At 73.7% G+C, this 24549-nt stretch carries 20 protein-coding genes; 12 read left to right on the top strand and 8 right to left on the bottom strand.

The genetic code is table 11. The features are described 5' to 3' along the window. Positions 1-130: 130 nt before the first annotated feature. The 5 genes from K8Z49_RS11755 (at position 131) to K8Z49_RS11735 (ending at position 8211) form a co-directional block, all read left to right on the top strand. Positions 131-1339 carry an RNA-guided endonuclease InsQ/TnpB family protein gene (locus K8Z49_RS11755; RefSeq protein ID WP_412518718.1) on the top strand — a complete coding sequence of 403 codons (1209 nt, stop codon included), beginning with the start codon at positions 131-133 and terminating at the stop codon, positions 1337-1339. A gap of 317 nt (positions 1340-1656) precedes the next feature. Beyond that, positions 1657-3801, top strand: a complete 2145-nt coding sequence (locus K8Z49_RS11750; protein ID WP_412518716.1) for a hypothetical protein — start codon at positions 1657-1659, stop codon at positions 3799-3801. 57 nt (positions 3802-3858) lie between these two features. Further along, positions 3859-4842 carry an AAA family ATPase gene (locus tag K8Z49_RS11745; protein WP_412518714.1) on the top strand — a complete coding sequence of 328 codons (984 nt, stop codon included), beginning with the start codon at positions 3859-3861 and terminating at the stop codon, positions 4840-4842. Position 4843: 1 nt separating this feature from the next. Continuing rightward, positions 4844-6019 (top strand): DUF58 domain-containing protein, encoded by a 1176-nt coding sequence (locus tag K8Z49_RS11740; protein ID WP_412518712.1) that lies wholly within the window; start codon positions 4844-4846, stop codon positions 6017-6019. Beyond that, the gene (locus K8Z49_RS11735) at positions 6016-8211 is read left to right on the top strand and encodes a DUF3488 and transglutaminase-like domain-containing protein (RefSeq protein ID WP_412518710.1); all 2196 of its coding nucleotides are present in this window, start codon (positions 6016-6018) and stop codon (positions 8209-8211) included. Before K8Z49_RS11740 ends, K8Z49_RS11735 begins: the two co-directional genes overlap by 4 nt. On the opposite strand, the gene K8Z49_RS11730 is transcribed toward K8Z49_RS11735, so the two are convergent. Next, a complete protein-coding gene (locus tag K8Z49_RS11730) occupies positions 8192-8830 on the bottom strand; it encodes a hypothetical protein (protein WP_021600119.1) in 639 nt (212 codons plus the stop codon). The genes K8Z49_RS11735 and K8Z49_RS11730 overlap by 20 nt on opposite strands. An 18-nt stretch (positions 8831-8848) precedes the next feature. Between K8Z49_RS11730 and K8Z49_RS11725 the strand changes: the two genes are divergently transcribed. The 3 genes from K8Z49_RS11725 to K8Z49_RS11715 all read left to right on the top strand — a co-directional run bounded on the left by K8Z49_RS11725 (position 8849) and on the right by K8Z49_RS11715 (position 12152). Next, positions 8849-9064, top strand: coding sequence for a hypothetical protein (locus tag K8Z49_RS11725; RefSeq protein WP_021600118.1), 216 nt, complete (start codon positions 8849-8851; stop codon positions 9062-9064). Further along, a complete protein-coding gene (locus K8Z49_RS11720; protein ID WP_021600117.1) occupies positions 9061-9996 on the top strand; it encodes a threonine ammonia-lyase in 936 nt (311 codons plus the stop codon). The genes K8Z49_RS11725 and K8Z49_RS11720 overlap by 4 nt, the downstream gene beginning before the upstream one ends. Positions 9997-10082: 86 nt before the next feature. Further along, on the top strand, positions 10083-12152 hold the full coding sequence (locus K8Z49_RS11715) for a fibronectin type III domain-containing protein (RefSeq protein WP_412518707.1): 2070 nt from the start codon (positions 10083-10085) through the stop codon (positions 12150-12152). Here K8Z49_RS11715 and K8Z49_RS11710 read toward each other — a convergent pair. Further along, positions 12149-13882 carry a protein kinase domain-containing protein gene (locus K8Z49_RS11710; protein WP_412518705.1) on the bottom strand — a complete coding sequence of 578 codons (1734 nt, stop codon included), beginning with the start codon at positions 13880-13882 and terminating at the stop codon, positions 12149-12151. The genes K8Z49_RS11715 and K8Z49_RS11710 overlap by 4 nt on opposite strands. 377 nt (positions 13883-14259) lie before the next feature. Between K8Z49_RS11710 and K8Z49_RS11705 the strand changes: the two genes are divergently transcribed. After that, positions 14260-15744, top strand: a complete 1485-nt coding sequence (locus K8Z49_RS11705) for a hypothetical protein (protein ID WP_021599648.1) — start codon at positions 14260-14262, stop codon at positions 15742-15744. Between the two features lie 76 nt (positions 15745-15820). Continuing rightward, positions 15821-16966: a CaiB/BaiF CoA transferase family protein gene (locus K8Z49_RS11700; protein ID WP_021599649.1), complete on the top strand. Its 1146-nt coding sequence runs from the start codon at positions 15821-15823 to the stop codon at positions 16964-16966. Here K8Z49_RS11700 and K8Z49_RS11695 read toward each other — a convergent pair. Next, positions 16910-18364, bottom strand: coding sequence for an MFS transporter (locus K8Z49_RS11695; protein ID WP_412518702.1), 1455 nt, complete (start codon positions 18362-18364; stop codon positions 16910-16912). The genes K8Z49_RS11700 and K8Z49_RS11695 overlap by 57 nt on opposite strands. A 55-nt stretch (positions 18365-18419) precedes the next feature. On the opposite strand from K8Z49_RS11695, the gene K8Z49_RS11690 reads away from it, so the two are divergent. Both K8Z49_RS11690 and K8Z49_RS11685 read left to right on the top strand, forming a co-directional pair. Next, complete coding sequence (locus K8Z49_RS11690; RefSeq protein WP_412518700.1) at positions 18420-19076, top strand: TetR/AcrR family transcriptional regulator; 657 nt, start codon at positions 18420-18422, stop codon at positions 19074-19076. A 244-nt stretch (positions 19077-19320) separates the two neighbouring features. After that, a complete protein-coding gene (locus K8Z49_RS11685; RefSeq protein ID WP_021596195.1) occupies positions 19321-20169 on the top strand; it encodes an esterase/lipase family protein in 849 nt (282 codons plus the stop codon). A 91-nt stretch (positions 20170-20260) separates the two neighbouring features. On the opposite strand, the gene K8Z49_RS11680 is transcribed toward K8Z49_RS11685, so the two are convergent. The 5 genes from K8Z49_RS11680 to K8Z49_RS11660 all read right to left on the bottom strand — a co-directional run bounded on the left by K8Z49_RS11680 (position 20261) and on the right by K8Z49_RS11660 (position 24358). After that, entirely contained in the window at positions 20261-21514 is a 1254-nt protein-coding gene (locus K8Z49_RS11680; protein ID WP_024936289.1) for an aspartate aminotransferase family protein, read from the bottom strand. 82 nt (positions 21515-21596) lie between these two features. Continuing rightward, entirely contained in the window at positions 21597-22256 is a 660-nt protein-coding gene (locus tag K8Z49_RS11675) for a GntR family transcriptional regulator (RefSeq protein ID WP_021596193.1), read from the bottom strand. A gap of 16 nt (positions 22257-22272) precedes the next feature. Further along, complete coding sequence (locus K8Z49_RS11670) at positions 22273-23061, bottom strand: maleate cis-trans isomerase family protein (RefSeq protein WP_021596192.1); 789 nt, start codon at positions 23059-23061, stop codon at positions 22273-22275. A 36-nt stretch (positions 23062-23097) separates the two neighbouring features. After that, positions 23098-23859 (bottom strand): maleate cis-trans isomerase family protein, encoded by a 762-nt coding sequence (locus K8Z49_RS11665; protein WP_021596191.1) that lies wholly within the window; start codon positions 23857-23859, stop codon positions 23098-23100. Between the two features lie 16 nt (positions 23860-23875). Next, the gene (locus K8Z49_RS11660; protein WP_177287656.1) at positions 23876-24358 is read right to left on the bottom strand and encodes a DUF3830 family protein; all 483 of its coding nucleotides are present in this window, start codon (positions 24356-24358) and stop codon (positions 23876-23878) included. Positions 24359-24549 lie beyond the last annotated feature (191 nt).

Below are 24549 nucleotides of genomic sequence, written 5' to 3'. Positions count from 1 at the left end.
GAAACCGGGAAGGAACTCGGATCCGGTCTTGACCGGCCCGCCGGAGCCGGGACGCGCCTGGACCAGAACTCGCCGACACGTTCCCACATCGTTTACATCGCGCCATGGTGAAGTTGAAAGCTCCGTGTTCGTGAGGAGGGCGTACAAGTGTCGGGCCTATCCGGATCCCGGGCAGGCCGCGGTGCTGAACCGCACGTTCGGGTGCGCGCGCAAGGTGTGGAATGAGGTGTTGGACTGGCGCACCAGGCGCTACAGAATCGACCGGACCAGGACCGGTTACGCCGAGTCCGACAGGTACTTGACCCAACTCAAGAAGGCGGAGGGGTTGGCGTACCTCAATGAGGTGTCGTCGGTTCCGTTGCAGCAGACGCTGCGCCACCAATCCACGGCGTTCGCCAACTTCTTCGCCGGGCGTGCCCGCTATCCCCGCTACAAATCCCGCAAGGGCAGGCAGTCGGCCACCTACACGCGTTCGGCCTTCCGGTTCCGGGACGGTGAGCTGTACCTCGCCAAGACGCTCCAACCCCTGAAGTTCGTATGGTCGTGGGACGATGTCGCTCCGACCACCCTCAATCCGACCACGGTGACGGTGAGCCGGGACGCCGACGGCATGTGGCACGTTTCCTTCGCCGTCGACACCGTTCTCCCCGAGCCCTTGGAGGCCGGCGGCGAACACGTCGGCATCGACTTGGGCATCAAAGACTTCGCTGTGACCTCCGACGGCGAGCGTCTTGCAAATCCCCGGCATCTTGCCGCCAAGCAGCGGAACCTGGCTCGGTACGAGCGACGCAAGGCTCGCAAACAGAGGGACAGTGCCAACCGGAAGAAGGCGGCGCGGAAGGTTGCGGCGGCGCATGGCAAAGTCCGCCGCGCGCGGCAGGACTTCCTGCACAAGGCGTCGACCGAGTTGGTGCGCCGCTATGACCTCATCGTTGTTGAGGACCTCAACGTGTCCGGCATGACCCGCAACCACACGCTGGCTCAGCACGTCGGCGATTGCGGCTGGAGCACCTTCCGCGCCATGCTCGCGTACAAGACACTTCAGTGGGGCAGGCGGCTGGTGGTGATCGACCGCTGGTTCCCCAGTTCGAAAACCTGCTCGGCGTGCGGGCACCTGCTCGCGCGGCTCAGCCTCTCGACCCGGCACTGGACGTGCCGGGCCTGCGGCACCCGGCATGACCGGGACGTCAACGCCGCCAAGAACATTCTGGCCGAAGGACTTTCGGTGTCGGCCTGTGGAGCTGATGTGAGACGAACGGGGGCATCCCGGACGCGGTCGGCGACGAAGCAGGAACCCCTCCGGAGCGATCCGGGTCGCGCGAGCGGCGGACGGCCCTAGGCCGTTCGGGAGTCCCCGGGTTTCGGCCGGGGGCGAAGTCAAGTTGTCCACGTCCACCTCGGAGTCGTCGTCGCGATGCCCAACATTAGGACGCCGGGGACGACGTTCGCGTTCGGTTCTCCAGGGTGGATGTCCGGTGACCGTGCCAGATGTGATCAATATCATGACGGGTCGCCCGTAACCCGCCGTGCCATAGGGCCTCCGCGGGGCCGAACTTCGCAATCCCGTTCCGGTCTGACCCGCATAACCGTTATCGTGCCGTTCGCGCCCGGGGCGGTGAGCTCCCGTTTCCGGCGCGACGAGAGGGTGAGCGGGGATTGAACGGGGACCGATCCTCCGCGCGTGCCGCGGGCGCGCGCGGGCTTTTACACCATTTCCGGCGTGACCGGCTGACCGGCCAGATCGCGATCGGGCTGGTCGGCGTGCTCTGCGTGAGCGCGCTCGTCTACGGGGTGGGCACCGCCAGTGCGCGGTACAAACTCTCGGACGTGGGGGCCTGGCTGAGCGCGAGCGCCAAGGGTCTCGTCGTGCACGCCAACGGGCTGGCCGGCAAGGTCGACGGCAAGGCCGCGGTGGTCCCGCAGATGCGCGGCCACCGTATCAAGATCGTCCAGGACGGCACGACCGTGCTGCTCGTAGACGAGGACACCGGCGTCGTCAGCCGCATCGACCCGTCCCAGCTCAAGATCACCACGAGCCGGCAGGTCGGCGGCCCGGGCATGCAGGTGCTCTCCGGCGCCGGGGCCGCCTACACGATCGACCTGGTCAAGGGCACCGTCCAGCAGATCGACCCGCTGCGGCTGACGCCGGTCGGGGCGCCCGCGACGCTGACCGCGCCGCTCGGGCAGGCCGGCATCGACGCCAACGGGGCCCTGTGGGTGCCCGTCCCGCAGACGGGGCAGGTCGTGCCGTTCCAGCAGGGCCGCCAGGGCGAGCCCGTCGCGGCCGGGAAGGCCGGCGACCGCCTCGCCCTGACGATCGCCGCCGGCACGCCGGTGATCGTCGACAGCACGTCCGCGACGGCGCTGATCGTCCGGCCCGAGGGGACGCAGCGGATCAACCTGCCCGCGCCGGTCACGGAGGCGAGGAACGGGGTCAAGGTCCCGGCGGTCGCCGACGGGCAGGTCGTCCCGATGCTCGGTGCGGGCGGCGCGCTGTACCTGCTGAACACCGGGGTCGGCCGCGTCGACTCGGTCGCGCTGCGCATGCCGAACCATGCCTTCGAGCCGCCGCACGTCCTCGGCCCGCGCGTCTACCTCCCGGACCGGACGTCCGGGCGGCTCCTGGTCTTCAACACCGAGCGCAACGCCTGGGAGAGGCCGATCGCGGCCACCCGGCCCGGCGGGACGATCGAGGTCATCGTCCGCGACCACATGCTGTGGGTGAACGACCCGCTCGGCCCGACGGCGCTCGCGTTCGGCCCGGACGGCCGGGTCAGGCGCATCAAGAAGTACGAGGACAAGATCCCGGGCAGCGCGCGGCGCCCGCTGCCCGTCCAGGCGAACCCGGGCAACGGGCAGGGCAACCGCAACGGCGGCGGGGGAGGCCACGGCGGGTCCAACGGGGTCCCGCCCCCGGGCCGTCCCGCGCAGCCGCCGCCGAAGAAGGACCCGACCGCGCCCGACCCGCCGACGCCCGCCGCGTCCGGCGACAACGGCAGGATCAGGGTCCGGTTCACCGCGCCCGCGCAGCCGCAGGGCGTCTACCCGGTGACCCGGTTCGTCCTCCTCGGCCAGGACGGCAGGCCGGTCGCCGGCGCGAGCCCTGCGCAGTTCGCCGGGAACAGCCAGGGCGGGACGTTCACCGTCGGCGGCCTCACCTGCGACACGACGACCCACATCTACAAGGTCGCCGCCGAGTACAAGGGCAGGAACGGCAGGAGGGCCTACAGCGAGTCCGGCGAGGTCGGCGCCACCGCCTGCACCGCTCCCGGCCCGCCGACCGCCCTGACCGCGGAGCCCGTCGACCACGGGGCGGATCTCACGTGGGGGCGTTCCTCCGGTTATGACGTCACCTACGTGGTGACCTCGCCCAGCGGGACGGCCACGACCACGGGGACGACGAAGATGATCAGCGGACTGGCGAACGCGCAGACCCACACGGTGACCGTCCGGGCCCGCAACGGCGCCGGCGACTCCACCGAGGTGTCGACGACCGTGAACCTCGCCTATCCCACCCGGCAGATCCGGAACCAGAACAACGGCCAGACCAACACGATCATCCGGTCAGAACCGAACACGACCGGACCGGCCGCCGGCAAGATCCCACAGGGCCAGATCATCACGATGACCGTGGTGTGCCAGGTGCGCGGCCATAACTACCACGACGACGAAAGCAACACGTCGAGCAACGTCTGGAACAGGGTTCAGACGCAGTACGGCAACGGCTACCTCAACGACACGCTGGTGGCCACGTCCAAGAACGGATACCCCTCGGACGGCCTCTATGAATGCCAGATGTGAGCGGCCGGAGCCGACCGCGGGCGAACGATCCATGTCGAGCACGCGGGGGTGCGGACGATGACCGAGAATCCAGGAGCGGACGCGGACGCGCTGGTGGGGCGGTTCGCGCAGATGTTCGCGGCGCTGGCCGGGAACATCGAGCGGGTCGTGCGCGGTAAGCGGGAGAAGGTCGAGCTGGCGCTGATCTGCCTGCTGTCCGAGGGGCACCTGCTGGTCGAGGACGTCCCGGGCGTCGGCAAGACGACCCTGGCGCGGGCGATGTCGGCGTCGGTCGAGGCCAAGTGGGCGCGGATCCAGTTCACGCCCGACCTGCTGCCCAGCGACATCACCGGCGTCTCCATCTTCAACCAGGGGACGAGCGCGTTCGAGTTCCACCCCGGCCCGATCTTCGCGAACCTGGTCGTCGCGGACGAGATCAACCGCGGCTCGCCCAAGACGCAGTCGGCGCTGCTGGAGGTCATGGAGGAGCGCCGGGTGACGGTCGAGGGCACCCCGCACCCGGTGCCGCGCCCGTTCATGGTGATCGCCACGCAGAACCCGGTCGACATGGACGGCACGTACCCGCTGCCGGAGGCGCAGCTCGACCGGTTCCTGATGCGGATCTCCATGGGCTACCCCGACCACCAGGCCGAGGTGGCGCTGCTCGCGGGCGCCCCGACCGGGGCGATGCTCGACCAGATGCCGCCGGTGATGACCCGCGAGGACCTATCCCGGATGATCGACTTCGCGCAGCGGCTGCACGTTGCGGCGCCGCTGTACGACTACCTGGTCCGGGTCGTCGCGGCCACCCGCGAGCACCCCGACCTGCGGCTCGGCGCGAGCCCGCGGGCCAGCATCGCGCTGCTGCGCGCGGCGCGGGTGCGGGCGGCGGCGGCCGGCCGCTCCTACATCGTCCCGGAGGACGTGAAGGCGCTCGCGGTCCCCGTCATCGCGCACCGGCTGATCGTCACGCCGGAGGCCGAGCTGCGCGGGCGCACCGGCGCCGACGTGGTCGCCGAGGCCCTGCAGAACGTCCCGACACCGCAGGCCGCCGGGGTGTGACGTGCTGACGCCGCTCGGATGGGGGACGGCGGCCGTCTCGGCGCCGCTGTACGCGGCGGGCTGGTGGCTCGGCTATCCGGAGCCCGCGATGCTCGCCGTCGCGGGCCTGATGGCGGTTGCGGGCGCCGCGCTGTGGACGCTCCCGCGCCCGAAGCTGGACGTCCGCCGGGAGATCGCGCCGCTGAAGGTCGAGCGCGGCGAACCGGCCGTCGGTGTCCTGCACGTGACCAACCAGGGTCGTGGCGCCCGGGGCATGAGCGCCCAGGAACCATTCTTCACCGGGGGGCCTGGGGGGTCGTCCCCCCGGGGAAGAAGGGCCGGGGCGACGTCGGTCGCCGTCGACATCCCGCGCCTGCGGGCCGGCGGGAAGCGCTCGGTGACGTACCGGCTGCCGACGGACCGGCGCGGCGAGATCCCGGTCGGGCCGCTGCGGCTGGTCCGCGCCGACCCGCTCCGGCTGGCCCGCCGGGTCCGGGAGTACGGGGCGCCGCAGACGCTGCTCGTCCGGCCGAAGACGGTGCGGCTGGCGCTGCTGCCGTCCGGTCGCGCCCACCACCTGGAGGGCCCGACCAGCGACCGGTCCCCGGCCGGGACGGCGACGTTCCACGCGCTGCGCGAGTACGTGATCGGGGACGAGCTGCGCCACATCCACTGGAAGTCGTCCGCTCGCACCGGGACGCTGATGGTCCGCCAGCTGGTGGACGCCAGCCTGCCGACCACGACGGTAGTGCTGGAAGCGCGGCCCGGATCGTGGCCGGAGCCCGACGACTTCGAGCTGGCCGTGGACGCGGCGGCGTCGGTCGCGGTCGGCGCGGCGTCGGCGAGCTTCCCCGTCCGGATCCTCACCGGCGACGGCCCGCTGGCCGACACGCGGGGCGGGCCCGGTGACGTGGAGGTCCTCCTCGACCGGCTGACCGCCGTCCAGCCGCGGGAGGGGCCGCGGTCGGTCGTGGACGCGGTGCGCCGCGTGCCCGCGGGCGGGTCCCTCGTCGTCGTGGCGAACGGGGACGCGGAGCTGGGGCGGATCGCGTCCGTGCGGAGCCGCTTCGACCGGGTCGTGGTGCTGCGGGTCCGGCCGCCGGAGCCGGCGTCGGCGCCGCCCGGCGTCCAGGTCGTCGACGTCGCCGACCTCGACGGCCTGGCGGAGGCGTGGCGGCGGCTGGGGAGCGTCCGGTGACCCGGTACGTCTCGCTCGCCGTGACGGCCTGCCTGGTCGCGGTCTCCGGCCTCGCGTTCCAGCGGGTCTTCGGGATGGGGCCGGTCGTCCCCGTCGTGGCCGTCGCCGCGGCGGTCCCGACCCTGCTGTGCGGGCTGCTGTCGGGCCCGCGCAAGGACAGGGGGCCGTGGCCGCTGTGGATCTCGCTCGTGCTCACGGTCGTCGCCTGGGCGGGGACGGTCTCGGTCACCGTCCTGCGGCCGGCCCTCGGCGACGGGACGCTGCCGCAGACGCTCCGCGAGGGCGTGCTCGGCTCGTGGAAGTCGATCCTGACGACGCTGCTGCCCGCGCCCGCGAAGCCCGAGTTCCTCGTGCTGGTCAACGTGGTGGTGTGGCTCGCCGCGTTCGCGTCGGCGGAGCTGGCGCTGCGGACCTCGCTGCGCGCCGCCCCGGGCGTCCCGGCCCTCGCCGTGTGGGCGGTCGCGCTGCTGCTCGGCGTGGACGGCCCCGGGACGAACCTCCCGCTCGCCGCCGCGACCGTCGTGCTCATCGCCGTGCTCGTCCTGGTCCGCGCGGACGGTCCCGGCACCGGCATCGCGTGGCGGCCCCTGGTCATCGGGGTGCCGGCCGCCGGCGTCCTCGGCGGGCTGGCGTTCGCCGCCGGGCCCGTCGTCCCGGTCAGCGCCGAGCCCTACAACCCGCGCGAGCAGGTCGAGGCCCCGCCGCCGCGGCAGCGCGACAGCGTCAGCCCGCTCGACCGCGTCGGCGGCTGGCTGCTGAGCCCCGACCAGGTCATGTTCACCGTCGAGGCGAAGCGGAACGAGATCGAGCGGCTCGCCGTCCTGGACAGGTTCGACGGCGTGACGTGGTCGTCCACGGCCCGGTTCGTCCCGACCGGGAGCCGCGTGCCGGAGGGGCCGGCCCCGGACAGGAAGCACGAGGTCGCGCAGCGCATCACGATCCGCGACCTGCCCGGCGTGTGGGTGCCGGCCGCCGACCGGCCCCGGCAGGTCGACGGCCTCCCGGTCGTCGTCGACCCCGGCAGCGGCGCGCTCGCCGCCGCCGAGCCGCTCCGCTCGGGCCAGACGTACCGGGTCGACTCCGTCGTGCCCGAATGGACGGCCGACGATCTCGCGGACGCGGCCGTCGCGAACGACGCCGAGGCCAGGGCCGCGCGGGAGCTGCCGTGGGGGCCCGGCGCCAAGGAGCCGCCCGTCCAGCTCGCCGAGTTCCGCAGGTTCGCGGAGGCCGCGACCCAGGGCGCCGTGTCGCCCATCCAGAAGGCCGCGATGCTCGCCGAGTACCTCAAGCGCTACGCCAGGTACGACGTGACCGCGCCCCCCGGGCACAGCTACCGGCAGCTCGACTACTTCCTCGGCGAGGGCAGGCGCGGCACGCCCGAGCACTTCGCGACCGCCTACGCCCTGCTGGCCCGGTCGCTGGGGCTCCCCTCCCGGGTCGTCGTCGGCTTCGACGGGGGGAACCGCGTGGGCGGCGCCGTCCAGGTCCGCTCGGGGGACGTGATGGTGTGGCCCGAGATCAAGTTCGACGAGCTCGGCTGGATCCGCTTCAACCCCCTCCCCGACAGCGCCCGCAGGTCCAAGAAGAACGACGCCGTCGCGGCGGGGGAGACCGAGCAGAAACTGGAGCAGGCGCAGAAGAACGCGGCCTCCCAGCAGCGCGGCCAGGGGCCCGGGAACACGACGCAGAAGGGCCCGCAGAAGGCGCCCGCCGCCGAGGCGGCGCCCACGCCGTGGTGGGTGTTCGCCGCGATCGGGGCGGGCGTGCTCGTCCTCGGCTACCTGCTCGCCGTCCTCCTCGCGCCCGCCCTGCGGACACGGCGCCGGAGGGCCGGGACGCCCGCCGCCCGCATCGCCGGCGCCTGGCACGAGGCGCTCGACCACCTCTCGGACGTCGGCCTGTCCACGGCCCGGACGCTGACCGCGCACGAGGTCGCGCGGTTCGGCGCGTCCGCCGTCGGCGAGGAGGCGCACGGGCACCTCGGCCCGCTCGCCGACCTCGTCAACCGCAGCCGCTTCGCCGCGTCCCGCCCGGACCCGGGCGCCGCCGACCAGGCCTGGCACCACACCGACCGGCTGGGGCGTCTCGTCACCACGCGGGCCGGGCGGCTGCGCCGGTTCCGCCGCCGCCTGCACCCGCGGTCGCTGCGGGACCGCCGGGCCGGCGCGGACGTCACGACGGGGGAAGGCTGACCGCGATCTCGCCGCCGAGGACGGCGCCGGCCTCCAGCTCCAGGTCGTCCCCGCTCCAGAACCGGCCCGGGTCGAACCAGTTCGGCCGGCGGCCCTTCGGCAGCAGCCCCATCGACTGGTACGTCACCGCGACGATCTCCGCGCAGAACGCGGTCTCCAAGTTCGCGTCCCGCTCCGCCGGCCGCCGGATCGGCACCCGCCCGCGCACCCACCGCGTCGCCAGCTTCGACGTGGACGGGAACGGCGTGCCGTCCAGCCGCGCCACCGCGCGCAGCGCCGCGTCCTCCGTCTCCCGGGACGGCGGCGGATCGAGCTGCCGCAGCCAGGCCCGCTGCCCGTAGCGGTTCCCCCACGCCAGGACGGCGTCACGCAGGTCGTGCAGCTGCGCACCGCGGTGGTGCCCGCCGGTCCACATGTCCCGCAGCGAGCGGCCGAGCTCGGCGTGCCACATCAGCGGCGGCAGGTCGTCGATGACCACCGACATGCCGACGTGGTTGACGGGGCTGTTCGTCGTCATCTGGATGGCGCGGTCCGCGACCGTCCGGCCGCGGAACAGCCACACGTCCCCGGTGCGGGTCAGCTCGGCGGCCTCGTCAAGGGAGATGCTCGTACCCGGCATGATCGCTACGGTAGCCGCATGCGCGCGTTGAGAACGTCAGGTCTCTGGAAGGCACCGGGTCTCTGGAGAACACCGGGTCTCTGGAAGACACTGGGCATCGCCGGGTTCATCGGCGTCGCCGCGACCGGTGCCGTGATCGTGCGGTCCGAGCGCCGGCGGCGTGCCTACACGCCGGACGAGATCCGGCAGCGCCTCCACGAGCGGCTGGACGAGTCGTCCGGGGAGCGGGCGTGACCGTCCGCCCCGTCCGTCCGCCGGACCTGGACGACCTGGAGCGCGCCTGGCGGGCCGTCTCCGCCGTACTCGGACCCACGCCGCTGATCCCGTCCGGTCTGGCGCCCGGGGCGTTGCTGAAGCTGGAGACCTTCCAGCCGACCGGCGCGTTCAAGGTGCGCGGCGCCCTCGCGGCGGTCGCCGCCCTCCCGGAGGGGGAGCCCGTCGTCACCGCGAGCGCCGGGAACCACGGCCTCGGCATGGGGTACGCCGCCGCGCGGTCCGGCGCCGACGTCGCCGTCGTCGTGTCGACCAGGGCCTCCCAGGTCAAGGTCGACCGGATCGGCGCGTTCCCGGTGCGGCTCGTCCGGCACGGGACGACCTACGACGAGGCCGAGGCGCACGCGATGACGCTCCCCGGCCACTACGTCTCGCCCTACAACGACCCGGCGGTCATCGCCGGGCAGGGCACCATCGGGCGGGAGCTGGACGAGCAGGCGGACGGGCCGCTGACGGTGATCGCGCCGGTCGGCGGGGGCGGCCTCCTCGCCGGCCTCTGCCTGTGGGCCCGCGAGCGCGGGAACGTCCGGGTGCTCGGCGTGGAGTCGGCGGTGTCGCGCGGCGTGTCCGCCTCGCTGGCGGCCGGGCGGGTCGTCGGCGTCGAGGTCGGCGACACCTTCGCCGACGGCCTGCCCGGCAACCTCGAACCGGGCTGCGTCACCCCGGAGGTGATCGGGGACACCGCGGAGATGACGTCGGTCACCGATGACCAGATCCGGACGGCGCTGCGCTGGCTGTTCCACGAGCACGGCCTGGTCGCCGAGGGGGCGGGCGCCGCGGGCGTCGCCGCCGTCCTCGCCGGGAAGGCCGAGGTGACCGGCCGCCCCGTGGTGATCCTTTCCGGGCGGAACATCACCGTCCCGACGTTCACCGACGCCATTCACGAAAGCTGACTTTGTCCCTTTCTCCCCAGAACACGCCCCTATGGCGGTCGGGTTTCACTACGGTGTCCGGTGCGACGGGGTAGGTGATTCGGGACGTGGCGGGCCTGGTGGGGATGCTGTTCCGGCGCGACCGGCTGACGGGCCAGGTCGCGGTCGGGCTCGTCGGCGTGCTCGTCATCGCCGCCGGCGTCTACGGGGTCGGCGTCGCGAGCGCCAAGTACCGGATCGCCGACGTCGGCGCCTGGCTGACCGCGCGCGGCAAGGGCCTCGCCGTGCACGTCAACGGCCCGGCCGGCAAGGTGGACGGCCGGGCGGCCGTGGTCCCGCAGATGCGCGGCCACAACATCAAGATCGTCCAGGACGGCTCCACGGTGCTGATCGTCGACCTGGACACCGGTGTGGTCAGCCGGCTCGACCCGGCGCAGCTGAACATCGGCACGAGCCGCCCGCTCGGCGCGGGCCTCCAGGTCCTCGCGGGCGCGGGGAAGGCGTACACGGTCGACTCCGTCAAGGGCGTCGTCCAGCAGATCGACCCGGTGTCCCTGGCCCCGGTCGGCGCGTCCGCCACGCTGCCGCCGGTCCTCGGGCAGGCGGGCATCGACGCGCGGGGCACCCTGTGGGTGCCGGTGGCGCGGGACGGGCAGGTCTCGCCGTTCGCGGACGGCCGTCTCGGGCCGCCCGTCCGGGTCGGCGGGCCCGGCGACGCCCTGGCGCTCACCATCGCGGCCGGGGAGCCGGTCGTCACGAACGCCACCGCCGCCACGGCCACCGCCGTCAAGTCGTCCGGGGGACGGCTCACGGTGAGCCTGCCGACGACCGTCCGGCAGGCGGGACGCGGCGGCGTGCTCGCCCCGCCCGCCACCGAGGGCCGGACCGTCCCGCTGCTGGTGCCCGGAACCGGTTCGCTCATCACCGTCGACACCGGCACCGGGCGCTACTCCAGCGCCCGCCTCGCCGTGCCGCGGCACCGCTACCGGGCGCCGCAGATGCTCGGCCCGAAGGTCTACATCCCGGACGAGACGGCCGGCGCCCTGCTCGTGTACGACGCCGCGGCCAACCGGTTCGAGGAGCCGGTCCGGGTCACCGGGCGGCCCGCCACGCTGGACGTCTTCGTCCGGGACGGGATGCTGTGGGCGCACGACCCGTCCGGCCCGCGCGCCGTCGTGGTCGACGAGCGGGGCGGCCGCAAGAACGTCGACAAGTACAAGGACCGGGTGGCGGGCGGGCCGAACCGGCGCGCGATCCCCCTCCCCGGCGGGGGAGACGCCCCGCCGCCGGATGCCGGCCGTCCGCCGCGGACGCCCGCCCCGCCGCGTCCCGGGCAGCCGCCGGCGCCGCCGGGCAACGTGGCCGTCACGCCGGGGGCGGGCACGATGCGGATCGACTTCCAGCCCTCCCAGGGCGAGGGGATCATCGGGTACGTGCTCAAGGACGTCCCGTCCGGGCTGGCGGCGAGCCCGGCGGCGATCCCCCAGGGCGCCGGCCCGCTCACCTTCACGGTCAGGGGCGGCGACTGCGGGCGCGAGTACCGGTTCCGCGTCGCCGTCCGCTACCGGGACTCCCGGGGCCGGACGCGGGAGCGGGTCTCGGCGGCGAGCGACCCCGTCCGGCCGTGCGTGACACCGGGCGCGCCGACCGGCCTCGGCGCGCGGGCCACCGCGTCCGGGGCCAGGGTCTCGTGGACCGCCCCGGCCGGCGCCTCCGCCTACCGGCTCAGCTGGGACGGTCCAGTGAGCGGCAGCCGGACGGTCTCCGCGACGTCCGCGACGCTCGGCGACGTCTCGACCAACGGGTCCTACACCTTCACGGTCGCGGCCGTGAACGGCGCCGGCACCGGGACGACGGCGTCCGCGAAGGCGACGCTGACCGGCCCGACCAACCGGTACCCGGTGGAACGCAACGGCCAGTCCAACGCCTACATCAGGTCCACGCCGGACGCGAACAACGGCTCCACCGTCGCCTCCATGAACGACAACAACGGTGAGATGGTGACCGTCCACTGCCAGGTGAAAGGCGCCTACTACAACAGGAACGCCGACCTCGCCGGCGACATGTACGTCCGGCTCACCTGGCAGGGAAAGACCGGTTACCTGATCGGTTACCTTGTCGACACGCCGGGGGAGTGGACGAGCTTCGCCGGGCCGCCGGTGTGGAAGTGCGGTTAGCTCTTCGTTTTCGTCTTCGTTTTCGTCTTCGCCGGGCGGATGCAGGCCGGCTCCGACCATGACACGTCGGGCGCCTGGCCCTGGTTGAGGCGCAGCACCGCGCCGACCTTGAAGCAGTAGGCGACCCTGGGCCGCAGGCCCGGGATGGTCGCCGACCGCGAGCCGGCCTGGACGGACACGATCGGCTTCGACCCGGCCGGCTGCTGCTGGACGAGCAGCGGCAGCTCCCGCGCGGCGGGCGGCAGCGTCCACAGGAGCGCCGCCGTCCGCCCGACCGGCCGGGCGACCACCTTGCGCGGGCGGGTCGCCGCGAGCTGCGCGGGCGTGATCGGCTGCGGCGCGCCCGTGACCTGCCCCTGCGGGGCGGCCTGGGTCGCCGGCTCCGGGTCGGCGGGCTGCCCGCCCTCCCTGGAGCCGCCGTCCCCGGCGAGCGCGAGCGCCCCGATGCCGAGCGCGAGCCCGCCGGTGAGCGCGACACCCGCCGCGACGATCAGGCCGCGACGGGGACCGTCGTGCGGCCGGTCCTGGGTGATCTGGTCCGGGGCGCCGTGCGGCGTCGTGCGGGAGCCCGTGGGGGAGCCCGCGGTGCGGGCGCCGCTCGCCCGGGGGTCGCCCGCTTCCGGCGCCTGCGGCCAGGCGGGCCCGGGTGCCGGGCGCGGGCCGTCCTGCGGGAGGAGCGCGTCCGGCGTCTGCGGCGGGAGGGCGCCCGGCGCCCACGGGGACTGCGGCCGCTCCGGCGGCGCGACGGGCGCCGGGGGCGGCGCCGCGGCGGCCGGCGCGGCCGGTGGCCGGGCGGTGGGCGCCCACTCCGGCACGCGCGGCGGCCCCGAGGTGTCGGGGGAGGAGGGGCGCGGACCGGCGTCGGGCGCCGGCAGGGCGGACCCGCCGCTGTGCGGCACGTCCGTGACCGGCAGCCCCAGCTCGGCCTGCACCCGCTGGAGCGCCTGCGCGAACTCGACGGCGGTCGCGAACCGCTGCTCCGGCGTCTTCGCCATCGAGCGCGCGATGACGTCGGCGACCTGCCGGGGGACGTCCGGGCGCGGGATCGGCGGCGGCGCGTCGTTGAGGATCCGCAGCATCAGCAGCGCGATGCCCTCGCTGGGCGGGCCCTTGAACGCGGGCTGCCCGGCCAGGAGCTGGTACAGGGTCGAGCCGAGCGAGTAGATGTCGGCGCCGACGCCCGGCGGGCGGCCCTCCAGCACCTCGGGCGCGGCGTGGTGCGGGGTGAACGCCTGGGTGTGGGTCGCGTCGAACGAGTCGACCAGGCGGGCGATGCCGAAGTCGGCGAGCGCGGGCTCCCCGTACCGCGACAGCAGCACGTTCTGCGGCTTGACGTCCCGGTGCAGCACGTCGGTCTCGTGGGTCGCGGCGAGCGCGCCCGCCATCTTCACCCCGATCCGCAGCACCTCGGCGAACGGCAGCGGCCCCTCCCGCGCGAGCCGGTCGGTGAGCGCGCCGTGCTCGAAGTACTCCATCGCGATGTAGGGGCGGCCGGAGCGGGTGGTGCCGGTGTCCAGCACGGTCACGATGTTGGGGTGCCCGGAGAGCCGCCCGGTGATCTTCGATTCGCGCTGGAAGCGCCGCATCGCCGCGTCGTCGACCGCGCTGACCGACAGGACCTTCAGGGCGACCATCCGGTCGAGGCGCTCCTGGTGCGCGCGGTAGACGATGCTGAAGCCGCCCTCGCCGACCTGCTCCAGCACCCGGTAGCCCGGGACGTCCTCGGTCATGGGTCGGGGGATCCCTCTCCGTTGCTCGTCTCGTCCGGGTCGCGGCGGGGGCGCGATCATTCGATGTCCTGCGGCCCGGGGAGGTTCCCCCGGAGGTCAACAGCGTAGTACGGGGACGAATCAGGCGCGGCTGGTCTCGGCGGATGGTCCCGCGCCGTCGTGCCCCGGCGGATAGCACGGAAATGAGATGACATTTCCATCGGCCTCGGTAATCATTGCGCCAATTCCGTTCCGGTGGCCGCTTTCCACGCCCTAACCTCGGGGTTCGCGACGAAGGAACGGCCCAGAGGGAGTGGCTCGCCGTGACGGACGATGTCATGACGAATCCGCGGACGGAAATGCCGCCGACGAAATCGGCATATGGCGACCTTGTCCGAATGGCTTATTTCGTTCTGCCGGGACGGGGCAAGCGCGTCTACCGGCTGGCGATCGCCCGCCGGATCGTGGACTCCACCGCCCGCGGCCCCCGCGACCGCTCCCCCTCCGGGCACGCGCGGCGCCGCACCCGCGTCCTGCGCCGGGCGATGCGCCCCTCCCGCCGGTTCCAGATCGGTCTCGGGCCGTGGCTGCGCGCGCTCCCCACCCGGCTGCCCGACCCCGCGCTGACCGCGGCCCTGTCCAAGCTCGAACCGCACGTCCGCGTCGCCTACGTCCTGCGGTACGTGGAGGGGCTGCCCCGCTACGCCGTCCACGACCAGCTCGTCGAGCTCCGGGTGCGCGAACCGTGGCCGGTGATCCGCGCCGCCGAGGCCGCCACCGTGCCCGCCCCCCGGCGCGGCGAGGAGTTCGAGCCTTCGCTGCTGCGTCCCGTCCGCAACCGCTCGCTGCTGCCCGTCGCCACGGCCGCCGTCCTCACCGTCGCGCTCGCCGGCGCGCTGGTCATGACCGAGCGCCCAGTGCCCCGGGAGACGCCGGGCGCGCCGCGCCTCGTCACGGCGGCACCCGACGCCTGGACGCGCGGCGCGCGCACCCTCGACGTCTGGCCCGCCCGCGGCGACCTCACCGGCGACGCGGCCTTCACCCGGCGCGCCGCCGCGGCGTGGGCCGCCGCCCCCGCGGACCGCCGCCCCGTCGGCGGCACCGCCCAGCTCCTCTTCGCCGGCCACCTCGGCGGCGCGTCCCTCGCCGTGCTGCGCAGTGGCGTCCGGCTGGCCCGCTACACCGCCGGCCGCGTCGACGTCGTCACCGCCGGCACCGGCGCGTCCGCCCCGATCGCCCTCGGCGGCGGCCACTACCTCCTCGCCCCCTGGGACACCGTGCCCGAGAGCCTCACCGGACGGCGCCTCGCGGTGTCCGGCGGCGTGACCGGCCCCGTCCGCCCGGACACCGGGTGCGGCCGCGGCCCCCTCTTCCACCTCGGCTCCCGGACGTTCGGCGACCTCGGCGGTCCGCGCGCCGCCGTGCTGACCTACCACTCGCCCGCCCACCGTCCCGGCGGACCCGACCGCCCGGCGCGCCTCGGCCCCGCGGCCCGCGACCTGTGGGACCGCGTGGCCTGCGCGACGCCCCGCCAGGAACGGCCCGTCTCCGAGGCCATGGCGTTCGAGTTCTGGTCGGGGAGGCTGCCGCACGGCGGGAAGTCCGCGAGCTGGGCCTGCACCCGGCTGACGTATGCGGACGAGGGCACGGCGGCCGCCGCGACGCTCCTCGCGGCCGAGGACCGGGCCACCGGTCCCTGCGACGCGGGCCGCCCGGTGAGCGGGACGTGGTGGCGCGCCCCGTCCGGCCGCTCGTACTACGTGGCCGCGGCCGGGCGGGGCCTCGTCCCGCACGCCGACGGCGTCCGCCGCTCGACGACGCGGAAGCGGCTGCTCGTCGCCAAGGGCACTCCCGGCACGCGCGTCACCCTGACCGCTCGCTAGCGGCGCCCCGGATCAGCGCCCGCTTACCCTGATCGGGCACACTGGTGGGGACCGAACGAGATTCAGGGAGTCGCAGATGGGCAAGGGGCCGCTCTCCGGAGTACGGGTGATCGAGCTGGCCGGGATCGGCCCGGGGCCGTTCGCGGCGATGCTGCTGGCCGACCTCGGCGCCGACGTGATCCGGGTGGACCGCGCCTCCACCGTCCGGGACGGTGAGACCGCCGGCGGGACCGACTTCACCAACCGCGGCAAGCGGTCGATCGCCATCGACCTCAAGAACGAGCGCGGCAGGGAGGTCGTGCTCCGCCTGGCCGAGAAGTCCGACATCCTCCTCGAAGGGTTCCGCCCGGGCGTCACCGAACGCCTCGGCATCGGCCCGGACGCCTGCCTCGCCCGCAACCCGCGCCTCGTCTACGGGCGGATGACCGGGTGGGGCCAGGAGGGCCCGCTGTCGCACACCGCCGGCCACGACGTCGGCTACATCGCGGTCACCGGCGCCCTGCACGCCATCGGCCGCGCCGGCGGCCCGCCGCAGGTCCCGATGAACCTGCTCGGCGACTTCGCGGGCGGCAGCATGTACCTGGTGGTCGGCGTCCTGTCGGCCCTGCTGGAGGCGCGGGCGAGCGGCCGCGGCCAGGTCGTCGACGCCGCCATCGTGGACGGCACCGCGCACCTGTCCACCTTCATCCACGGCTTCCTCGCGGGCGGCCTCTGGGAGGACCGCCGCGGCGTCAACATGCTCGACACCGGCGCCCCCTGGTACGACGTCTACGAGACCGCCGACGGCCTCCACATGGCCGTCGGCGCCATCGAGCCCCAGTTCTACGCCGAGTTCCTCCGCCTGATCGGCCTCGACGGCGAGGACCTGCCCGCCCAGCACGACCGGTCCGGCTGGCCCGCGCTGCGCGAGCGCTTCGCCGCCGTCTTCAAGACCAGGACCCGCGACGAGTGGACGGAGATCTTCGTCCCGAGCGACGCCTGCGTGGCCCCCGTCCTGTCCATGGCCGAGGCCGCCGCGCACCCCTACAACACGTCCCGCGACGTCTTCCCCGACCTGGCCGGCCACCGCCAGCCCGCCCCGGCCCCGCGCTTCTCCCGCACCCCCGCCGAGACCGACGGCGTCCCCGTCCTGCCCGGCGGCCAGACGAGGGCCGTCCTGGACGACCTAGGCTTCGAGGACGTCGACGCCCTCCTCAAGGAAGGCGCCGTCGCCCAGGCCTGACCCGGGCCCGGCGGTGGTGGCCTTGCGGCGGGGGAGGGTGAGGGCGGCGGCGGTCGCGAGGAGGAACAGGCCCGCGGAGACCGTGAGCGCCAGGGCGTAGCCGCCGTTCAGCGCGGACGCGGTGGCGGCGTCGCCGGTATGGCGGGCGGCGAGGGTCGCCAGGGCGGCCAGGCCGACGCAGCCGCCGAGCTGGCGGGAGCTGTTCAGCAGGCCCGAGGCCATGCCCGCCTCGCTCGCCGCGACGCCGGTGGTGGCGGCGACGGCCACCGGGGCGAGGACGAGGCCGGTGCCGACGCTGCAGACCAGCGACGGGCCGAGGACGTCGGTGAGGAAGCCGCCGTCCGGGCTGATGAGCGCGAACCAGCCGAGGCCCGCGGCGGCGAGCAGGCCGCCGGGGATCAGGGCGGCGCGGGGCGAGCGGGCCGAGGTGACGCGCACCGCCGCCAGGGAGCCGGCCACCATCCCGGCGGAGAAGGGCAGGAACGCCGCGCCCGTCTCGGCCGCGCTCATGTGGAGAACCCCCTGCATGTACAGCGAGACGAAGTAGAAGGCGGCGAACTGGCCCGCGGCGGCGAGGAACACGATGACGTTCGCGCCGGCCACCCAGCGGCTCCGCAGGAGCCCGAGGCGGACGAGCGGCGCCGGGGTCCTGGACTCGGTGACCACGAAGGCCGCCAACAGGACGGCGGCCGCGGCGAGCGTGGCGAGGGTCGCCGGGGACGTCCAGCCGTGGACGTCGGTGCGCACGACGCCGAAGACCAGCAGGCCGATGCCCGCGGTGGCCAGCACCGCGCCGAGGGCGTCCATCCGGTCCCGCGCGGCGGCGCGGACCTGCGCGGGAACGCCCGCCGGGACGAGCGCGAGGGCGATCGCGACGATCGGCAGGTTGACGAGCATCACCCAGCGCCAGCCCGCGTACTCGGTGAGGAGGCCGCCGGCGAGGACGCCGAGCGCGCCGCCCGCCGCGTTCACCGCGCTCCAGACGCCGAGGGCGCGGACGCGGGCGCGGCCTTCGAACGTGGTGGTCAGCAGGGCGAGCGCGGCCGGGGCGACCGCGGCGGCGCCGAGGCCCTGGCCGGCACGGGCGGCGACGAGCTGCCAGGGCGCCTGGGCGAGGCCGCCGGCGAGGGAGCACAGGCCGAAGACCGCCAGGCCGAGGACGAACAGCCGGCTCCGTCCGTACAGGTCGCAGGCCCGGCCGCCGAGCAGCAGGAACCCGCCGAAGGTGAGCGCGTAGACGTGCACGACCCAGGACAGGTCGACCGGCGCGAAGCCGAGCGACGCGCGGATCGCGGGGAGCGCGACGTTGACCACCGCCATGTCCAGGGCGACGACGAACTGGGCGACGGACGCGGCCGCCAGCACCACCCCGGGGCGTCCGGAAGAATTTTTGTACATGTATAGAAAGTATCCGGAGGGACCCCGCCGTGTCGAACCCGCGATGATGGGCGGCATGCCGCGACAGTCCGCCCAGCGGGGCCGGCCGCCCCGCTTCTCCCGCGAGGAGATCGTCGACGCCGCCCGCCGGATCGTGGCGGAGGAGGGCGTCGGCCGGCTCACCATGCGGAGGCTGGCCGGGGAGGTCGGCAGCACCCCGATGGCGCTCTACCACCACGTGCGCGACAAGGAGGAGCTGCTCCTGCTGCTGGTGGACGACTACGCCGCGCGGAGGCTGCGCCGGCCCGAGCTTCCCGGTGACCCGCGCGAGCGGGTGGTCGCCGTCGCGGCGGCGATCCACGAGTCGCTCGCCGAGATCCCGTGGATCGCCGAGGTCCTCACCGCCGACGACCTGATGTCGCGGTCGGCGCTGTGGTTCGTCGAGCAGATCCTGGACGGTCTCGCCGAGTGCGGGCTCGCCCCCGAGCGGGCCGTGCACGCCTACCGGGCCATCTGGTACTACACCGCTGGGGAGATCATCGTCCGGGCGGCGGCGGCCCGCCGGCGGGCCCGGGACGACCGCCCGACCTACCGTGACCAGGTCTTCGCCGAGCTGGACGGGACGGAACTGCCGCGGCTCGCGGAGGTCGCCCCGGACTGGGCGCCGCTGACCGCGCAGGACACCTACCTGGACGGGCTCCGCGCCCTCGTCGACGGCCTCACCCGCGAATGACCGCCTCATGAGCGGCGCGAACCGGTAGGTATGCGGCGTTCCGACGAAAACGCAGGTCGGATGACGTGCGCGCCGGGCCGGTTGTGAATCGGCTGACAATTCCCCCGAGGTAACCGGCGGCCGGTCCACAAGACCGCGCCGGAAAGCGGCCGTACGTTGTGGGCACTCCACCCCGACCGTCACGACAAGCAGAAATGGCCGGACATCCGGCGATTTCGTCGTGCCCGCATCAAGGGAGATGCCCATGCGTTTCAGACGGCTCCGCTCATGGGCGGTCATGGCCGCCGCGATGGCCGCCGCCTTCGCCGCGCCGGCACCCGCCGCGCACGCGGAGACCAGCCCGGAGGGGGCGAACGACTGGAACTGCAAACCCTCGTTCCTGCACCCCCGCCCGGTGGTGCTGGTGCACGGCACCTTCGAGAACATGGCGTTCAACTGGCAGAAGCTCTCGCCCGCGCTGAAGAAGGCCGGATACTGCGTCTACGCCCTCAATTACGGCGGCCCGAAGGACGGCCCCATCCAGGGAATCTACGACATTCCCGCCTCGGCCGGTGAACTGTCGGCGTTCGTCGACAGGGTGCTCGCGTCGACCGGGGCGCCGAAGGTCGACATCGTCGGCCATTCACAGGGCGGCATGATGCCGCGCTATTACATGAAGTTCCTCGGCGGGGCCGCGAAGGTGAACAGGCTCGTCGGGATCGTCCCGTCCAACCACGGCACCAACATGTCGGGCCTGGTCGAGCTGGGCAGCCTGCTCGGCATCACGCAGGCGGTCGTCAGGGCCGCGCCGGCGGCGGGCCAGCAGATCGTCGGATCCGACTTCCTGAAGAAGCTGAACGAGGGCGGCGACACCGAGCCCGGCCCGACGTACATCGTGCTGGCCACCAAGTACGACGAGGTCGTCACGCCCTACACGTCGGAGTTCCTGAACGGGTCGAACGCCCAGAACGTGCTGCTCCAGGACAAGTGCCCGAACGACACCAACGCGCACGTCGGCATCGCCTTCGACCCGGTGATGATCAAGTTCGTGCTCAACTCGCTCGACGTCTGGGGCCCGTACTGGCCCATCGACTGCGCGAGGCCGCTCGGCTGACGCGCCCGGATGCCGCGGCGCCCGGTGGCCTCGCCCTTTCACCACCGGGCGCCGCGCCTCCTCCCCGGAAACGCCCGTGCCCCGGGTCGCGTCAGCCGGTCGCGTCCGCCACGGCGTGCGACCAGATGCCGAGCGCGTCGTCGACCTGCTCCTCGTCGACGATCAGCGGCGGGATCATCCGGACGACGTTGCCGTACGCGCCGCAGGTGAGCAGCAGCAGCCCGCGCTCGGCGGCGGCCTTGTGCGCCCGCGTCGCGGCGGCGGCGTCGGGCTCGCCGTCCCCGGTGGTGAACTCGCTGGCCTGCATCAGCCCGAGCCCGCGCACGTCCCCGATCTCCGGGTGGTCGGCGGCGACCTTGCGGAGCCCGTCGTTCAGCCGCGCGCCCTGCCGGGCCGCGTTGCCGACGAGGTCCTCGTCGGCGATGACCTGGAGCGTGGCGAGCGCGGCGGCGCACGCGACCGCGTTGCCCCCGTACGTCCCACCCTGGGACCCCGGACGCGCCTTCTCCATCAGCGCCGCCGGCGCCGCGATCGCCGACAGCGGGAACCCGCTGGCCAGCCCCTTCGCCGTGATCAGGACGTCCGGGCGTGCCGCGGAGTGCTCGTGCCCCCAGAACCGGCCGGTCCGCCCGAACCCGGTCTGCACCTCGTCCATGATCAGCAGGATGCCGTGCCGGTCGGCGCGCTCGCGCAGCCCCTCCAGGAACGCGGGCGGCGCCGGGATGTAGCCGCCCTCGCCGAGCACGGGCTCGACGACGAACGCGGCGGTGTCGGCCGCGGGGCTGGCGGTGACGAGCAGGTAGTCCAGCTCGCGCAGCGCGAAGCGGGTGGCCTCCTCCTCCGGCCAGCCGTACCGGTAGGCCTGCGGGAACGGCGCGATGGCGGCGCCCGGCATCAGCGGGCCGATCCCGGCGCGGAACTTGGTGCCCGCCGTGGTGAGCGCGGCGGCACCCATCGTCCGGCCGTGGAAGGAGCCGTGGAAGACCACGATGTTCTGCCGCCCGGTGGCGTGCCGGGCCAGCCGGATGGACGCCTCGACGGCCTCGCTGCCGCTGTTGAGGAAGAACAGCGAGTCCAGGCCGTCCGGCAGGACGTCGCCGAGGGCCTCGGTCAGCCGGAGCAGCGGCTGGTGCATCACCGTCGTGTACTGCCCGTGGATCAGCGTCCCGACCTGCTTCTGCGCGGCCTCGACCACGCGCGGGTGGCAGTGGCCGGTGTTGGTGACGCCGATGCCCGCGGTGAAGTCGAGGTGCCGGCGGCCGTCGGTGTCGTACAGGTACACGCCCTCGCCGCGCTCGGCAAGAACAGGGGTGGCCTGCTTGAGCAGGGGTGAGAGCGTAGCCATGCGTCCCTCCGGTAGATTGTCGACAATCTGCAATGTAGGCACCCCGCGGTCCGGATGTCCAGGGCCGGGGGCGGGCCGGGCGTCAGGTGACGCGGAGCCGTTCGATCGAGTCGGTCATGTGCTCCTCGATGAGGGTCAGCAGCCGCTCCTCCTCGCCGTCGCCGATCGCGTCGACGAGCCGCCGGTGCTCCTCGACCAGCTCGGTCGGCTCGGGGTAGGTGTCCTGCAGCGCGTTCAGGCACATCCGCGTCTCCACCAGCAGCGTGTGCGCCATCCGCTCCAGCCGGGGGCTGCCGGACGAGCTGACCAGCACCTCGTGGAACGCCTGGTCGGCGTCGCTCATCGCGACGCGGTCGCGCTGGCTCGCGGCGTCGACCAGCGCGTCCAGGGCGTCGGTGAGCCGGGCCACCGCCTCGCCCCGGTTCCGCTCCATGATGAGCTGGCATGCCTCGCGCTCGATCGCGAGCCGGGCGAGGTAGACGTCCTCGACGTCCCCCTCGTCGAGGGTGATCACGAACAGCCCGCGGTGCGGCTCGCTGACGAGCAGGCCCTCCTGGACGAGCCGCTGCATCGCCTCGCGCAGCGGGCCGCGGCTGATGCCGAGGCGCCCGGCGAGCTCGGCCTCGCCGAGTTGCGCGCCGGGTTCCAGCGACCCGTACATGATCGCCGAGCGCAGCTCGTCGGAGACGATCTCGACGGTCGACTTGCGGGGGACAGGTTCCAGCTCACCCAACCGGCCCATGGGCGGGCCCCTTTCGTCAAGGCTTCCAGGTATCTCGTCCCGCGGCGGGGACGGTGGCGGGCGCGGCGAACAGCCGGCCCAGCCCGGTGCGCGGCGGGAGTCCTTCGGGGCCGGACGCGAGCCGCAGCCCCTCCCACACGCTCACCTGGTTGGCGGTCAGCACCGGCTTGCCGACCCGCTCCTCCAGTTCGTCGAGCCAGGCCACGGTGTGCAGCGCTGTGTCGGGGACCAGCACCGCCTCGGCGTCCGGATGGTCGTTGGCCGCGACGAACGCGAGCACCTCGTCGCGGCCGAGGGTGCCGACCTCGGCGGCGGTGACGATGCCCCGGCAGGACAGCGCCACCACCTCGATGCCGGCGTGCGCGAGGAACGCCACGAACCGCTCGGCGACGTCGGCCGGGTAGGTCGCGGCCACCGCGACCCTCGTCACGCCGAGGGCCTGCGCCGCGTTCACGAACGCGAACGAGGTGCTGGACGCGGGCACGCCCGCCGCCTCCCGCACGCCCGCGACCTGCCGCGCGGCGCCGTCCCAGCCGAACACGAAACTGCCGCTGGTGCACGCCCACACCGCGGCCCGCACGCCCATGTCGCGCAGCGTCCGGGCGCCTTCGCCGAGGACGTCGGCGCCGCCGATGTCGAGCAGCGCGTCGACGCGGTGGGCGTCCTCGCGCATCAGCGTGTGCACGACCGGCAGGCTGACGCCGCCCGCTCCCGATTCCCGCAGGGCGCGCTCGATGACCGGATAGTCGTCCTCGGCGCTGTAGCCGGGGTAGAGGAATCCGGCGGTCAACCCGTTGTGCCCCATGTTGTCGACAATCCTAACCTCGCGGATCATTGGCGATCAGGCCGCCGTGGACGGGGCGAGCTGTACCAGCGACTGCCCGGGACCGGCCGCCGAGCGGCCCATCGCGCGCAGCGCCGAGCACATCGTCACCTGGTTGGCGGTCAGCACCGGCTTGCCGATCATCTGCTCCAGCGGCGCGATGATGTCGTAGGTCGGGACGTTCGTGCAGCTGATGAAGACGGCCTCGGCCTCGGGGCCGTCCACCGTCGACACCGCGGACACGATCTCGCCGTACCCGACCTTCCAGATGTGGCTGAGCAGCCCCATCCCGACCGACGACACCACCTCGATGCCGTACTCGCCGAGGAACGACACGAGCCGCTCGGTGACGGCGTCGATGTAGGGCGTGACCACCGCGATGCGGCGGACGTTCAGCAGCCGGAGCGACTCCACCAGCGCGCCCGACGTCGTCGTCGACACCGGCGCGCCGGCCGCCGTCATCGACTGGTGCAGCTGCAGCTCACCAGCCTTGCCGCGGATGAAGCTGCCGGACGCGCAGGCGTAGGCGACCGCGAGCGGCTCGGGGGCGAGCACGTCGCGGGTCGCCTGCCGGACGATCGACTGGTCGGACAGCGCGGAGGCCATCTCGACGGTGACCGGCACCGGTACATACGGGAGCCGGGTCATGTACAGCGAGACGTCGTCTGGGGTCCAGCGCCACAGTTCGCGGTCGAGCGCGAAGTCGAAGGGCGCGACCACGCCGATGCCGTGCTGCGCGAGCAGCTCGGGGCCGACGACCAGCGTGGGGTCGAATGTCATCTGGGTGCCCACCGCTCTAGGACTCGGCGCGGGCGTAGACGAGGCGCTCGCCGACCCCGCCGGATCGCCAGACGTCGTTGCACGCCTCCGCCATCCGGTCGAGGCCGTCGACGATCGTCGCGTACACGTTGCCGGGCACCCACCCGACGTCGCCGTTGAGCAGCAGGTTGTTGCGGCCGTAGAAGATCGCGAGGTCGATGACGCCGGGCAGCGCGTGGATGTTCTTCTCCTCCTTGAACTTCCGGTCGAGCATCCCGCCGGGAAAGGAGAAGTAGACGACGTCGCCCGGGATGGGGGTGACGGTGGGGTTCTCCAGGCCGACCTCGTCCTCGGAGAACCGCTCGACCATCGTGTACACCTCGTTGCGGGCGTACTTGGCGTGGTACGCGTCGCCTCCGAGGGGCAGGGAGCGCCACACGGCCTCGCAGGTCCGCGGCGCGTCCTTCTCCAGCAGCTCCGCGACGCACGAGACGCCACGACGCTCCAGAGTGATGGTCATGAGCTTGGGCATGCCGGACCTCCCCGTGAAGTGGGGTTGGCGAGATCGTCGCCACCCGAAAGGACTCTCCATGGTCGTGGGGGGTGACCCCCACACCCCCCGGAGGGGGCTTGAGTTAGAGCGCTCTGGGATCCGTCCTGGCCAGGCTTCGGTTGCGACGGTCTTGCAGCACAGGGGTCAGTGCGGTGACC

Source organism: Actinomadura madurae (assembly GCF_047130825.1).
Classification (GTDB): Bacteria; Actinomycetota; Actinomycetes; order Streptosporangiales; family Streptosporangiaceae; genus Spirillospora; species Spirillospora madurae.
Note: the sequence above shows the minus strand (reverse complement) of the source record. Positions and strands in the feature narration are given on the sequence as shown.

Bases quoted from the DNA above. Each gene is read 5' to 3' on its own strand.
- K8Z49_RS11665 (WP_021596191.1), bottom strand. From the start codon at position 23,859: ATGACATTCGACCCCACGCTGGTCGTCGGCCCCGAGCTGCTCGCGCAG.
- K8Z49_RS11675 (WP_021596193.1), bottom strand. From the start codon at position 22,256: ATGGGCCGGTTGGGTGAGCTGGAACCTGTCCCCCGCAAGTCGACCGTC.
- K8Z49_RS11745 (WP_412518714.1), top strand. From the start codon at position 3,859: ATGACCGAGAATCCAGGAGCGGACGCGGACGCGCTGGTGGGGCGGTTC.
- K8Z49_RS11680 (WP_024936289.1), bottom strand. From the start codon at position 21,514: ATGGCTACGCTCTCACCCCTGCTCAAGCAGGCCACCCCTGTTCTTGCC.
- K8Z49_RS11695 (WP_412518702.1), bottom strand. From the start codon at position 18,364: ATGTACAAAAATTCTTCCGGACGCCCCGGGGTGGTGCTGGCGGCCGCG.
- K8Z49_RS11705 (WP_021599648.1), top strand. From the start codon at position 14,260: ATGGCTTATTTCGTTCTGCCGGGACGGGGCAAGCGCGTCTACCGGCTG.
- K8Z49_RS11670 (WP_021596192.1), bottom strand. From the start codon at position 23,061: ATGGGGCACAACGGGTTGACCGCCGGATTCCTCTACCCCGGCTACAGC.
- K8Z49_RS11710 (WP_412518705.1), bottom strand. From the start codon at position 13,882: ATGACCGAGGACGTCCCGGGCTACCGGGTGCTGGAGCAGGTCGGCGAG.
- K8Z49_RS11690 (WP_412518700.1), top strand. From the start codon at position 18,420: ATGCCGCGACAGTCCGCCCAGCGGGGCCGGCCGCCCCGCTTCTCCCGC.
- K8Z49_RS11660 (WP_177287656.1), bottom strand. From the start codon at position 24,358: ATGACCATCACTCTGGAGCGTCGTGGCGTCTCGTGCGTCGCGGAGCTG.
- K8Z49_RS11700 (WP_021599649.1), top strand. From the start codon at position 15,821: ATGGGCAAGGGGCCGCTCTCCGGAGTACGGGTGATCGAGCTGGCCGGG.
- K8Z49_RS11685 (WP_021596195.1), top strand. From the start codon at position 19,321: ATGCGTTTCAGACGGCTCCGCTCATGGGCGGTCATGGCCGCCGCGATG.
- K8Z49_RS11725 (WP_021600118.1), top strand. From the start codon at position 8,849: ATGCGCGCGTTGAGAACGTCAGGTCTCTGGAAGGCACCGGGTCTCTGG.
- K8Z49_RS11730 (WP_021600119.1), bottom strand. From the start codon at position 8,830: ATGCCGGGTACGAGCATCTCCCTTGACGAGGCCGCCGAGCTGACCCGC.